At 66.7% G+C, this 12,902-nt stretch carries 9 protein-coding genes; 4 read left to right on the forward strand and 5 right to left on the reverse strand.

The features are described from left to right. Positions 1-9 precede the first annotated feature (9 nt). From ABD719_RS03805 to purD, 3 genes are all read right to left on the reverse strand, one after another. Entirely contained in the window at positions 10-2,679 is a 2,670-nt protein-coding gene (locus tag ABD719_RS03805; protein WP_344692063.1) for a TonB-dependent receptor plug domain-containing protein, read from the reverse strand. Between the two features lie 904 nt (positions 2,680-3,583). Further along, positions 3,584-4,399 (reverse strand): hypothetical protein, encoded by an 816-nt coding sequence (locus ABD719_RS03810; RefSeq protein ID WP_344692064.1) that lies wholly within the window; start codon positions 4,397-4,399, stop codon positions 3,584-3,586. A 39-nt stretch (positions 4,400-4,438) separates the two neighbouring features. Continuing rightward, a complete protein-coding gene (gene purD / locus ABD719_RS03815; RefSeq protein ID WP_344692065.1) occupies positions 4,439-5,713 on the reverse strand; it encodes a phosphoribosylamine--glycine ligase in 1,275 nt (424 codons plus the stop codon). Between purD and xseA the strand changes: the two genes are divergently transcribed. From xseA to ABD719_RS03830, 3 genes are read left to right on the forward strand one after another with little or no spacing between them, the layout of a single operon-like run. Next, positions 5,712-7,085 carry an exodeoxyribonuclease VII large subunit gene (xseA, locus tag ABD719_RS03820; RefSeq protein ID WP_344692066.1) on the forward strand — a complete coding sequence of 458 codons (1,374 nt, stop codon included), beginning with the start codon at positions 5,712-5,714 and terminating at the stop codon, positions 7,083-7,085. The two genes, purD and xseA, sit on opposite strands and share 2 nt — an antisense overlap. A 28-nt stretch (positions 7,086-7,113) precedes the next feature. After that, positions 7,114-7,314 carry a DUF2093 domain-containing protein gene (locus ABD719_RS03825; RefSeq protein ID WP_344692067.1) on the forward strand — a complete coding sequence of 67 codons (201 nt, stop codon included), beginning with the start codon at positions 7,114-7,116 and terminating at the stop codon, positions 7,312-7,314. Then, positions 7,311-8,216 (forward strand): M23 family metallopeptidase, encoded by a 906-nt coding sequence (locus ABD719_RS03830; protein WP_344692068.1) that lies wholly within the window; start codon positions 7,311-7,313, stop codon positions 8,214-8,216. Before ABD719_RS03825 ends, ABD719_RS03830 begins: the two co-directional genes overlap by 4 nt. Here ABD719_RS03830 and ABD719_RS03835 read toward each other — a convergent pair. Further along, entirely contained in the window at positions 8,213-8,773 is a 561-nt protein-coding gene (locus tag ABD719_RS03835) for a hypothetical protein (protein WP_344692069.1), read from the reverse strand. The two genes, ABD719_RS03830 and ABD719_RS03835, sit on opposite strands and share 4 nt — an antisense overlap. A 208-nt stretch (positions 8,774-8,981) precedes the next feature. Between ABD719_RS03835 and ABD719_RS03840 the strand changes: the two genes are divergently transcribed. After that, entirely contained in the window at positions 8,982-11,870 is a 2,889-nt protein-coding gene (locus tag ABD719_RS03840) for a TonB-dependent receptor domain-containing protein (protein WP_344692070.1), read from the forward strand. 105 nt (positions 11,871-11,975) lie between these two features. Here the strand turns inward: ABD719_RS03840 and ABD719_RS03845 are convergent, their stop codons facing one another. Beyond that, complete coding sequence (locus tag ABD719_RS03845) at positions 11,976-12,707, reverse strand: FadR/GntR family transcriptional regulator (RefSeq protein WP_344692567.1); 732 nt, start codon at positions 12,705-12,707, stop codon at positions 11,976-11,978. Between the last annotated feature and the right edge of the window lie 195 nt (positions 12,708-12,902).

Raw genomic sequence — 12,902 nt, forward strand, 5'->3', positions numbered from 1 at the left:
CGCATCGGGTCAGTACTTCACGCGAAGCCGCGTATAGTAGAACCCGCCGTTGAACCCGAACGGGCCGCCGTTGCGCGGATAGACCTGACCGTCGATCGCGCCGCCGGTGATCGGATAGATCGGGATCGTCGCGGTCGGCGTCAGCCGGTCGGGACGCTCGTCGGTGAAGTTCTGCGCGCCCACCGACAGCGTGAAATGATCGGCAAAGGTGTAGCTCAGCTCCAGATCGGTGGTGAACTTGCCCCCGAAAACCTGGTTCGGCACCCCGTTGGTCTGCCCGTAATCCTGCGCGCTGGTGAACGAACTGTAATAGTTCTCCCGCACGTTGAAGGTCAGATTCTCCAGTGACCAGTTGGCGTTGAACACGACGCGGTGTTTCGGTGCGAGGTTTTCCGCGTCGATCAACTGCGCGGGGCTGATGACCCGTGCGTTGAAATCGCCGACCTTGGTGTCGTTATAGTTGTAGGCCAACGAGAAGTTGAGCAGCGCCTCGCTGAGGCGGGTACGCCAGGTGCCAACCACATCGACGCCGCGGGTGCGCGTCTGGAAGCCGTTGGTGAAATACTGCACCTGCCCGCCGATGCCGACCGGCAGCAGCGCCGGTTGCGCCGCCAGATCCGCCGCGTTGACGCTGAACGGCTGGGTGACGCCGATCCGGTTGCGCAGGTCGATCCTATATCCGTCGACCGTGATCGTCATCCCGGCAACGGGTTCCAGTATGAACCCCACTCCGTAATTGGTCGACTTTTCCGGCGTCAGGTCGGTCGCGCCATAATAGCGGGCGACGGCGGTACCGGTCGGGTAGGTCCCGCTTTGCCGGGCAAGGCCGGCGACGAAGGCGGTCGTGACGATCGACACGTTCGACTGGCCAGGCGACGGTGCATGGAAACCGGTGCCGATGCTGCCGCGTACCGAGAGGAAATCGGCGACCTTGTAGAGCGCGTTGACCTTGCCGACCCAGGCGTCGCCGAACGTGTTGTAATGCTCGTATCGGCCGGCCGCGCCGACGGTCAGCGCCGCCGTCAGGTCGGTTTCCAGCCCGACATAGGCGGCATAGGCCTGTTGGCTGAACTTGCCCGCAGTGGCGGCGCTGGTGCCGGCATAGCCGCTGGCCCCGACACCCTGCGCAGCCGTCGTGCCGGAGAAAGTGTAGGTGCCCGGCGCGGTCAGCGTGTAGAGTTGCTGTGCGACCGCATAGGGACCCGTGCCATAGGATTGCGGGTCGCCGGCGGTCTGTTCGTAGGTTTCCTTGCGGAACTCGCCGCCCGCCGAGATCGTCAGCGGCGCGGCCAGGCCAAGGTCGGCCGCATAGGTGAAGTCCGCGTTGACGTTCACCTCGCGCTGGATCAGGTCGCCGAAGTCGAAGCTGGTCTGGGTCGCGGGACCGTAGGAGAAGTTGGCGGAGTTATACATTGACAGCGATAGTTTGTTGCGCGCCAGCGTGCCCGACAGGTCGTAGCTGAAGTCGCCCGTCGTACCCTTGTAACCCAGCACGCCGTAGAGTTGCTCGGTTTTCCCGACGAAGCGCGGGGTGAAGCCGGCCGGGTAGAGCGTGGCGAAGCGGAACGTGTTGGCGTCGCGCACGAATCCGCCGGTCGGGCAGGTGGCGTTGCCGGCGGGGCAAGGGGTCAGGAAAAAGGTGTTGTTGTAGACGGCGTTGGCGTTCTGCGGACGCACCACGCCGTTGGTATCGACGGCGGTACTCGACACGGACGGGCGATACTGGAAGCTCTGGTCGCCCTTGCCCCGCGCGAAGTTGGCGAAGGCGTAGATCTTACTGCTGTCGCTGACGTTGATCGCCGCGTTCACCACGGACTTGAAGCCGTGCGAGGGCGAATTGCCCCAGAACTGCACCGGTCCCGGCGCGTTCGGCAGTTGCGACGCCAGTGCGGGGAAGTTGCGCGCGAAATTGGCGGCCGCCGGACGCGTGACCCCGCGGCTGGTCTGCCCCTCGTCCACATATTCGCCGGTGACGTTGACGAAGCCCCAGTCACCCTTCAGTCCGGCATTGGCCGCGATCTGATAGCTTTCGCCGTCGCCGTCATAATATTGCCCGGTGCGGCCGACGATCTCGATGCCCTGATCCTGGCGCAGCCCATAGTTGAGCACGCCTGCGATTGCATCCGAACCATATTGTGCGGTCGCGCCCTCGCGCAGCACCTGCAGGCTGCTGATGGCGAGCGACGGGATGGCGGAAATGTCGGGACCCTGCGCGCCGCGGCCCAGCCCGGTATCGCTGCCGCCATAGACCTGAACCAGCGCCGATCGATTGTACCGTTTGCCGTTGACCATCACCAGTACCTGGTCGCCAGACAGGCCACGCAGCGAGGGCGAGCGCACGAAGGTGGAGGCATCCGAGATCGAGTTCTGGCCGGCATAGAAGGACGGGACAATGTTCTTCAGCTGGTCGATCATGTTGGCGGCGGGCTGCGCGGTCAGTTCGGCGGCACTTATGACGTCGACCGGTGACGCCGAATTGGTCAGCGTGCGATCGGTGCGCCGCGTCCCCAGGACGACAATGTCGCCGGCCGGTTCGTCCGAAGCGGCGGAATTCTGCGGTGCGTCCGCCAGCGCGGTCGGCGCAGCGGATGTGGATCCGGTTTGGTCGGCGGCAAACGCGGGTGCCCCCGCAATAAACGCGAACGCCATTGCAACAGTCGAACTCGTGTGTCTGATCATCTGAGGCCCCTTGTGGTAGTGGCTCCCAGGCTCCTGCCCCGACGTGCTTATCACTTGGCCGACGACTATAACCGTCGCGCCCGATTTGTTGTTTGGCCATCCCGCAAATGTGCCGACGTCGTTCGATTGCATCGTGCTACGTCTCTAATGGCCAGTTGTATTTCACCGGCGCAAGCAAATTATGAAACGTGTATGACGATCTACGTCTAAGCGACAATTCAGCCACACTTTGTCATAGAATGAATATTTGTAGGACAATAACTATGAATATTCTAGACAATGGTAAGCCGTACTTACTCTTTTGTAGAAATGCGGGTCCCATGTTATGTGGCATTAGGTGACATGTTGATACGTGAAGATTTTCGGCCGAACTGAATCATCAGAGCTTCGTATGATGGCCATTTTCGGATTCGCGATTTGTGCAGGCGAAGGGGCTGGTATGGATGGGGCGGGCTTTTTCGCGTGATCCGGCGCCCTGTTGCCATCCGCTACGACAAGCCCGCCAGCCCCCGCATCAGCTTCGTCATTCTCGCCTCAGAACTGCTGTGGCTGCCCTTTGTCCACTTAGCCTGATCTGTCGGTGGAGATTTACCGCGCTACGGCATTCGGCAGGCCGATCTGTGCAACCGGAAAAACGTCGAACAGCTATTTCGGCACGCAACCATTGAGCATGGAATGCACCGGTCGTAGCCTTTACCAAAATCGGACATGAAATGGGAAAACGACCCCGCCAGTTCGACGGTTGGTCACAAGCGAGCAAGATCGCCAGAGTTCGTTCCCGATTTGATTCTCCCCAACGTGTCCGGGGACGATCAGGAAACGGAAAATTTGACCGAGCGGTAGCGGCATCGCGTGGCGGTCGGGTGTCCGTCACGATCCGGCGATCACCGCCGCCCCGTAAACCCTAAAGCCGCCCGAACGCCGCTTCGAACCCCGCACGGTCGCCGCTGGCCAGCAGGCGGGCCTGTTCGAGCCAGCGGTCGCGGGCCATGCGGCCGGTGAAGGGGCCGAGCTGCGCGTCGAGCGAGGCGGCTTCCGCGGGCGACAGGGAGGCGAGCTGGCCGACGGTGGTGATGCCAAGCGCGGCGAGGCGGGCTTCCAGCTTGGGACCGAGGCCCTTCAGGATCGTCACCGGCGTATCGGCGGGATCGGTCGCGGGCGCCTGAGCCGGTTCGGGCCGGGCCGGCATTTCGATCGGGGTGAGGCCGACGGGTGCCGGCTCCGTGGTGGCGACGGTGGCGGGGCTGGCATCGAACGGCGCGGCGGCGGCGATCGGTTCGTCGGCCAGCGGCGTCGGCTCGGGCGCCGCGCGTTCGACCGGGGGCGGGGCTACCGGCGCGGGCGTGGCGGGCGCGGGCATGGGTGCCGGCGCAGGAACGACCGGGGCGGCGGCGACCGGCGCGGGAGGGGGCGGCGCGGGAGGGGGCGGCACGGGAGCGGGCGGCGGGGGTGGCGGCGTGATGGGGGCAGGTTCGGATGCCGGCGTCGCGGCTTCCTCGATGGTCGGCACGCCGGCGTCGCGAGCGTTGCTTTCGACCTTGCGCTCGGCATGGCGGCGGGCGGCGGCGCGGCGCATCCCGACGATGATGATCGCGATCGCGGCGATCGCCACCAGCGCCATCAGCACGAGATGGACCGTCGTGATCGCGCCGATGCCGTCGGGAAGCAGGCTGGCGCCGGACTGGCCGGTCGTCGAGGATGTCGCGCTGGTGTCGTTCATGCGGCCGTTCCTAACGGGGACAGGGGCGGGCGGCGAGTATTAATCGGGTGTCGCCTCCCGCGCCACCTCGCGCCAGCCGATGTCGCGGCGGCAGAATCCGTCGGGGAAATCGAGCGCGTCGATCGCGCGGTATGCCGCCGCCTGCGCCGCCGCGACGCCGTCGCCCAGCGCCGTCACCGCCAGTACCCGGCCGCCCGCCGCGACCAGCGTGTCGCCCTGCGTGCGCGTGCCGGCGTGGAACACGGTCGCGCCGGTCGCTTCCGCCGCCGCGATCCCGTCGATCGCACCACCGGCGGCGGGCGTGCCGGGATAGCCGCGCGCGGCCATCACCACCGTCAGCGCCGCCTGCGACGAAAAGGCGGGGGCGGGCACCTCGTGCAGTCGGCCGGTGGCGGTGGCGAGCATCAGGGCCACCAGATCGCCCTCGTGGCGCAGCATCAGCACCTGCGTTTCCGGGTCGCCGAACCGGGCATTGTATTCGATCAGCTTCGGCCCCTGCGCAGTCAGCATCAGCCCGGCATAGAGGACGCCGACGAACGGCATCCCCTCGTCGCGCATCGCGTCCACGGTGGGGCGGACGATCGTGTCGATCGCCTGTTGCTCCAGATCGGGGGTCAGGATGCGCGCCGGGCTGTACGCGCCCATGCCGCCGGTGTTGGGGCCGGTATCCCCTTCGCCGACGCGCTTGTGATCCTGCGCGGTGCCGAAGGGGACGAGGGTGGTGCCGTCGGTCAGGACGAACAGGCTGACCTCCTCGCCGCCCAGGAATTCCTCGATCACCGCCTCGCCGCCGGGTTGGGCGAACAGCGCGTCTATCGCGGTCATCGCCTCGTCGCGGGTCATCGCCACCGTCACGCCCTTGCCGGCGGCGAGGCCGTCCGCCTTGATGACGACGGGCAGGCCGAAGGTGCCGGTCAGCGCGGCGATCGCGGTGTCGCGGTCGGTGACGCGGCGGTAACCGGCGGTGGGGATGCCGGCGCGCGCGCACAGATCCTTGGTGAAGCCCTTCGATCCCTCCAGCTGCGCCGCCGCCCGGCCGGGGCCGAACACGGGGACGCCCGCGGCGCGCAGGCTATCGGCGAGGCCATCGACCAGCGGCGCCTCCGGCCCGATCACGACCAGCCCGATCGCGTTGGCGGCGCAGAAGGTCGCCACGCCGCCATGATCCGTCGCATCCAGCGGCAGACACGTCGCATGGGCGGCGATGCCGGGGTTGCCGGGTGCTGCGAACAGCGTATCGAGGGAGGGCGATCGCGCCAGTTTCCACGCCAGCGCGTGTTCGCGGCCCCCCGAGCCCAGCAGCAGGACGTTCATGCCCGATCCCTTTTCCGATGAAGTCCGGCTCGTAGCCGAGCCGGTGCCCGGCGACAACGCACTCGCGCTGTCGGTCGGCGAACTGTCGTCGAAGCTGAAGCGGATGGTGGAGGGCGAGTTCGGCCATGTCCGCCTGCGCGGCGAGATTTCGGGGTACAAGCGCGCGACCTCCGGCCATGTCTATATGAGCCTGAAGGACGATGCCGCCGTGATCGACGGGGTGATGTGGAAGGGATCGGCCGCCGCCTTGCCCTTCGTGCCCCAGGACGGGATCGAGGTGATCGCGACCGGCAAGCTGACCATCTATCCCGGTCGCTCCAAATACCAGATCGTGATCGAACGGATGGAACTGGCCGGAGCCGGCGCGCTGATGGCGCTGCTGGAGAAGCTGCGCGCGACGCTGGCGGGGGAGGGGCTGTTCGACGGCGCACGAAAGAAACCGCTGCCGTTCATGCCGCGCGTGATCGGCGTCGTCACCTCGCCCACCGGCGCGGTGATCCGCGACATCCTGCACCGGCTGGAGGATCGTTGCCCGACCCATGTCGTCGTCTGGCCGGTGAAGGTGCAGGGCGAGGGCGCGGCGGCCGAGATCGCCGCCGCCGTGCGCGGGTTCGACGCGCTGGCGCCCGGCGGCCCGGTGCCGCGCCCCGATCTGGTGATCGTCGCGCGGGGCGGCGGCTCGATCGAGGATCTGTGGGCGTTCAACGAGGAGGCGGTGGTGCGCGCGGTGGCGGGCTGTTCGATCCCGATCATCTCCGCGGTGGGGCACGAGACCGACACCACGTTGTGCGACCATGCCGCCGACCTGCGCGCGCCGACCCCCACCGCGGCGGCCGAGATCGCGGTGCCGGTGCTGGCCGACCTGCGGCTGACCATCGCCTCGCACGGCACCCGCACCGAACGCTGCGCGCGCCGCTATGTCGAGCGGGGGCGCGAGCGGCTGGACGCGCTGGCGCGGCTGTTGCCGAAGCGCGACGCGCTGCTCGGGCCGCAGCGCCAGCGCGCGGACGATGCCGGCGCGCGGCTGGACCGGGGGCTGGAACGCCGCGTCACGCGGGCGCGCAGCGATCTGGGCCAGGCGGCCGGGGCGCTGCGCCCGGCGGTGCTGGTGCGGCAGGCGGAGCGGGCGCGCGACCGGCTGGATGCGACGTGGCGGCTGGTCCAGTCGCTCAACCCCGATCGCATCCTGGAGCGCGGCTATGCCCGCATCACCGCGCGGGCCGGCGGCGAGACGCTGTCCAGCGCGGCGGCGGTGCGGCGGGCGGGGGCGGTGTCGCTGCGCTTCCGCGACGGGACCGTCGATGCACGGGTTGAGCGCGGGGGCGGCAAAACCTATGTCGCGACCACGCCCGACCAGCAGACGCTGTTGTGAGGCGCCATCTTTCGCGAAAGCCGCTGCCATGCTGATGTCCAACACCGATCGCCCCGCCCGCCTGCACTTCATGGCCAACGGGTTCCGCGTGCTGGCGCCGGGCGACCATGTGCTGTGCGCGGTATCGAGGGCGCGCATCCCGCTCGACGACCTGCGCTACTGGAGCGTGGCGGAACAGGCCGCCTATGCCAGCGCCGCGATCGCCAGCGAGGCGATGGCGCCGCGATGAGGCGCGCGGCGGCGGCACTGGCGGGCGTCGCCGTCATGGCGGGATGCGTCGGGCCGGGGCCGGGGCCGGGGCCGGTGGCGCAGGCTCCGGTCGGCCACCCCCGCGAACTCCCGCGGCCGGTGCCGGCCGCCACGCCGCCGCGGATCGAGGGTGCGGCGATTCAGGGCGGGCTGGTCCGCGGCATCGCGCGGCCGGGCGCGACGCTGATGCTGGATGGCAGGCCCGTGCCGGTGGCCGCCGATGGCCGCTTCATTCTGGGCTTCGACCGCGATGCCGGCCCGGCGGCGCTGCTGGTCCAGCGCTATCGCGACCCCGCCGGCACCATGCTGGCCACCGAGATAATGCTGACGGTGGCGCCGCGCGCCTGGCGGATCGAGCGGGTCGACGCCCCCTATCGCGCCGGCAAGACCGACGCCGAATTCGCCGCCGCCCGCCCCGCCGAGCTGGCGCAGATCGTCGCGGCGCGGGCGCTGGTGACCGATGCCGCCGGCTGGCGCCAGCCGCTGCGCTGGCCCGCGACGGGGCGGCAATCGGGCTGGTTCGGTGCGCAGCGCGTGTATCAGGGCAAGCCCGGCAGCTATCATTCCGGCGCCGATATCGCGGTGCCGACCGGCACGCCGGTGCTGGCCCCCGCCGACGGCGTCGTCATCCTCGCCGCCGCCCGCCCCTTCACGCTGGAGGGCAACCTGTTGATGATCGACCACGGATCGGGGCTGAACAGCGCGATCCTCCACCTGTCGCGCATCGACGTGGCCGTCGGCGACCACGTCCGTCAGGGCCAGCCCGTCGCCCGATCCGGCGCCACCGGCCGCGCGACGGGCCCGCACGTGCATTGGGGGCTGCAATGGATGGGGGCGAAGCTCGATCCGTTGCTGGTGGCGGGGGTCGGGCCGGCCGGCTAGCGGAGGCGTTTCAGCCGAATGCTGCCGCCTTTGTAGGACCCGATGAAGCTGCCCAGCGCAGCGCGACGGATGTGGATATTATCGCCTGTGTTCGGTGTCAGGCGGACTCGCTCCAGCGTCTGCCAGACCGACCCGTCAGCCAGGTAGATCGCCAGACGATCCCGACCCGACGCAGCGATTCGACGGACGGCGGAGTCCAGCTCGGTGACCTCGATTGCCGCTGGGTCCTGACGGTCCAGTCCGGCGACGGCGGATGCCTGCAGGCCAAACGCCTCACGCTTTTTCTCGGCGATGTCCGAACGGCTCAGCACGACGACCGAGCGTGATTGCTGCGCCTCTGCGAGCGCGGTGACCTGACGGTCATAGCATTCCAGCCTTTTGTCCGATGGGACGATGTCATGACATTCGACGATTCGGGACACGAGCTGATCGCCATCCGTGCGGGTGACACGAACCTGGCCATGGCTCGCGGCCGGCAGTGCAACGGTTGATAACCAGGCCAGCATGATCGGTCCAAGGCCGATCGATACTCTTTCTCTGCGAGCAATAAACGGCATCTATATTGTCCTATTATCAGCATGTGACCGAATTGTCACGACCCGCCGCAATTCATGCTGCCTTGGCGGCACGGGCCGCCCACGCCATTGCCGGGACGACGATAGCATGAATACACAGGGAAATAATCGATTGGTCGAGGAGGGTCGATCGATGTTGATCGCTGAAGGGCAATGGCTCGCAGCGCACTTCGCATAAGGGGATTTCATTATGAAGACATTCCGTTCGCATTTGCTCGCTACGACGCTGGTCTTCGGCGCGCTGACGGCTGTTCCAGCCTTCGCGCAGACCGGCCCGGGTTCCAATTCCGGCACCGGCACGCCGACCAACAACATCGATACCGAAGCTACCGGCGAGCAGGCCGAGGGTGCCGCGATCGTCGTCACCGGATCGCGCATCGCGCGCCGTGATCTCGAAACGGCTGCGCCGATCGCGGTCGTTGGTCAGGAAGAATTCCAGCTGACCGGTTCGGTCAACGTCGAGCAGGTCATCAACACCCTGCCGCAGGTTCTGCCCGGCACGACATCCAACTCGAACAATCCGGGTGGCGGCGTCGCGACGCTCAATCTGCGTGGTCTCGGCACCAACCGAAACCTGGTGCTGGTCAACGGTCGCCGCTGGGTGTTCTTCGACACCTCGCAGATCGTCGATCTCAACACGATCCCGGTTTTCCTGCTGGAAGGCGTCGATGTCGTCAGCGGCGGCGCGTCGGCCGTGTATGGTTCGGATGCGATCGCCGGTGTCACCAACTTCCGCCTGCGGACCGACCTCACCGGTGTCGAAGCGGGTGCGCAGTACAACCTGACGGGTCGCGGCGATGGCCGTCGTTATGAAGCCTATGTCGCAATGGGCACCGCGCTGGGTGACAACCGTGGTCACGCCACCGTGTACGGTGAATATTATCGCCGTGAGCCGATTTTCCAGGGCGCGCGCTCCTACAGCAACGAGGCGCTGGGCGATAACGGCACGAACACCGGCCTGATCCCCGGCGGCTCGTCGACCACCCCGAACGGCCGCTTCACCTCGACGCTGACGGCCGCAGCATGCCCGACGGCCAACGTCTTCTGCTCGCCTGGTGCATACTACCCGACGGCCGGTGCAAGCCGTGGTCGGACCGCGACCGATCTTTATAACTTCGCGCCCGCAAACTATCTGCAGGTTCCGCAGGAGCGTTACCTGATCGGTGGCTTTGCCGACTATGATATTGGTGGTGGCAACACCGCCTATATGGAGGCGACCTACGTCAACAATCGGGTAGCCAACGAACTGGCGGCAACCCCGGTAACGGGCACCTTCAACGTCAATATCGCTGCTGTGTCGCCGTTCATCTCCGCCAGCGATATCGCTGCGCTTCGGCAGATCGACGGCATCGCGGGAACGGGCAACACGGTCGGCGATGGCATCGTTCCGCTATCCGTCCAGCGTCGTGTACTGGAAACCGGCGGCCGCAATTCGCTCGACGAGCGTAACGCCTATCGCCTGCTCGTCGGTATGCGCGGGCAGATCACCGACAAGTTCAACTACGATGCGTATTACAGCTATGCACGCACGCGGAATGCGAACGTGCAGGCCGGCAACATCTCGCGTTCGGCGTTCCAGGCCGGCCTGAACGGCTCGGCCCCGGCGATCAACATCTTCGGTCCGGGTACGCTGACCCCGGCGATGGTCGATCAGATTTCGATCCTGGCGCAGAACGGTGACATTTCGGTGTTGCAGGTGGCCAACGCATCGGTATCGGGCGGACTGTTCAATCTCGGCATGGGCGGCGGCGACGTCAGCATCTCGGTCGGCGGCGAATATCGCAAGAATGCGTCGGAGTTCATTCCCGATACGGCATTGTCGTCGGGTGACGTGATCGGTTTCAACGCCGGTGATGCGACGGCGGGCAGCTACAACGTGAAGGAAGCCTTCGCCGAATTGCTGGTGCCGATCGCGGCTCGTGTGCCCGGTGTATATAATCTCGAACTGAACGGTGCCGCACGCTATTCGGACTATTCGCTCGCCAATGTCGGTGGCGTGTGGACCTATGCAGGTGGCGTGACCTATTCGCCCATTCGCGACATCACCTTCCGTGGGCAGTTCCAGCGGGCAGTCCGCGCGCCCAACGTCGCCGAGTTGTTCGGCGGACAGTCGATTGGTTTCATTGCCGCTAATGATCCCTGCGCGCAGGCTGCCGCAGCGAGCAATACCGCATTGCGGGCGCTGTGCGTTGCCACCGGTGTGCCGAGTGCTGCGGTGGGGACCAGCGGGTTGCAGATCAACACGCAGATTCAAGGTGTGTTCGGTGGCAATCCCGACCTGCAGGAGGAAACATCGGACTCTTACACGGCCGGTGTCGTGTTCCGTCCCAGCTTCCTGCCGGGTCTGTCGGTCACTGCCGATTACTTCAACTACAAGGTGGAGAACACGATCTCGACCTTGGGTGGTGGTCTCGGCAACTCGCTCGACCTCTGCTACAATGTTATTCGGGACATCAACAGCGTCTATTGCCAGGCATTTGTTGGCACCCGCAATGCGCTGGGCCAGTTCGACGGTGTCAACGCACCGTCGATCCTGAACGCGAACGTGTCGACCCTGCGGGTGTCGGGCGTTGATTTGCAGGCGGACTACCAGACCCGTTTCCCGCTCTCCATCATGGGTGACGGCGATTCGAAGCTGGCGTTCTTCTTCCTCGGCACTTGGACCGACAAGTCGAGCCTGACCCCGGTCGCGGCGCTGCCCGATCAGGTCAATCAGTGCGCTGGAAAGTTCGGCATCCTGAGCTGCGGTAACCCGACCCCGCGTTACAAGTGGACGTCGCGCGTATCATGGGTCGACCATGGCCTGACCAGCACTGTCCGGTGGCGGCATCTGTCGGCCGTGCGTGACGACGACGACTCGACGAACTACTTCGTCGATCGTGTCCCGGCGTATAATCTGGTCGATCTTGCCTTCTCGTTCGACATCACCGACCAGTACAACCTGTCGTTGGGTGTCAACAACCTGTTCAACAAGCGGCCGCCGATCATCGGTACCAACCAGGAGCAGGCCAACACCTATCCGGGTACTTATGACGTGCTGGGCCGTGACTTCTTCGTTTCGACCCGCTTCAAGTTCTGATCCACGGTTGAATGAAAAAAGGGGGGGCGTTCAATCGAACGCCCCCCCTTTTTTTTGTTAACAGCGTGCCTGTCGCGTAAGCCTGACAGGCGTGCATATGGTGCCTTATCCCTGATCGGGTCCCATCGCGCTCTTCGTATCGTCCAGCGCCAGGTCGACCAGCAGGCGCATCGCCTCGCCCGCGCCGTCCACGTCGCCGGCGGCGATCATGTCGTAGACGCGGACGTGGTCGGGCACCGGGTTGCGGGGCAGGGCGCGGGCGCGTTGCTTGAACTGGGTGGTCCAGCCGACCGCGGCGCCGATACTGGCGCTGAGCGTCAGCAGCGCGCCGTTCTGCGTCGCGCGCAGGATCGCGTGGTGGAAATCGCGATCGGCGGCGCGGCCCTGATCGGTGGCCAGCGTGTGGCGGCGCATCGCGGCCAGCGCGTCCTTCATGTGGCGCAGGTCGTCGCGGGTGCGGCGTTCGGCGGCGAGACGCGCGGCGGCGGGTTCGACGATCGCGCGGAGTTCGAACAGGCTGCGGACATAGCCGATATCCGGCGTGCCCGCGAACGCCCAGGCCAGCACGTCGGGATCGAGCAGGTTCCAGCGATCGGGCTGCAACACCCGCGTCCCCGCCTTGGGCCGGCTTTCGACCAGCCCCTTGGCGATCAGCACCTGCATCGCCTCGCGATAGGCGCCGCGCGACACGCCCAGCTCGCCCGAAAAGGCGATCTCGGCGGGCAGCACCGAGCCGGGGGGATATTCCCCCGACATGATCGCGGTGCCCAACCGGTTGGCGATCGCGCCGTACAGCCGCCGGCCGGTGCCGCGCACCGAACGGGGGGCGGGGGGCATGTCGGGCAGGGACAGTTCGGGCAGCGCCACGTCGGGCGGCGGCGCGGCGGGCGGGGGAAGATCGTCGGGGGAACTCATGCGCGCCAGTGGAGCGCATCGGCCCGCCGCGCGCAAGGCACCACGTGGGGCGGGCCGATTGTCTGCCAAGAAGTAACACGTCGACCGGATAGGTCCCGCCACGTCGGGGCGGGGGCG

The organism is Sphingomonas cynarae (genome assembly GCF_039537815.1).
Lineage (GTDB): Bacteria > Pseudomonadota > Alphaproteobacteria > Sphingomonadales > Sphingomonadaceae > Sphingomonas > Sphingomonas cynarae.

What these genes read in the sequence shown, in the direction of transcription:
- ABD719_RS03805 (WP_344692063.1), bottom strand. Translation starts at nt 2,679, where the DNA reads ATGATCAGACACACGAGTTCGACTGTTGCAATGGCGTTCGCGTTTATT.
- ABD719_RS03810 (WP_344692064.1), bottom strand. Translation starts at nt 4,399, where the DNA reads ATGAACGACACCAGCGCGACATCCTCGACGACCGGCCAGTCCGGCGCC.
- xseA (WP_344692066.1), top strand. Translation starts at nt 5,712, where the DNA reads ATGCCCGATCCCTTTTCCGATGAAGTCCGGCTCGTAGCCGAGCCGGTG.
- purD (WP_344692065.1), bottom strand. Translation starts at nt 5,713, where the DNA reads ATGAACGTCCTGCTGCTGGGCTCGGGGGGCCGCGAACACGCGCTGGCG.
- ABD719_RS03825 (WP_344692067.1), top strand. Translation starts at nt 7,114, where the DNA reads ATGCTGATGTCCAACACCGATCGCCCCGCCCGCCTGCACTTCATGGCC.
- ABD719_RS03830 (WP_344692068.1), top strand. Translation starts at nt 7,311, where the DNA reads ATGAGGCGCGCGGCGGCGGCACTGGCGGGCGTCGCCGTCATGGCGGGA.
- ABD719_RS03835 (WP_344692069.1), bottom strand. Translation starts at nt 8,773, where the DNA reads ATGCCGTTTATTGCTCGCAGAGAAAGAGTATCGATCGGCCTTGGACCG.
- ABD719_RS03840 (WP_344692070.1), top strand. Translation starts at nt 8,982, where the DNA reads ATGAAGACATTCCGTTCGCATTTGCTCGCTACGACGCTGGTCTTCGGC.
- ABD719_RS03845 (WP_344692567.1), bottom strand. Translation starts at nt 12,707, where the DNA reads ATGCCCCCCGCCCCCCGTTCGGTGCGCGGCACCGGCCGGCGGCTGTAC.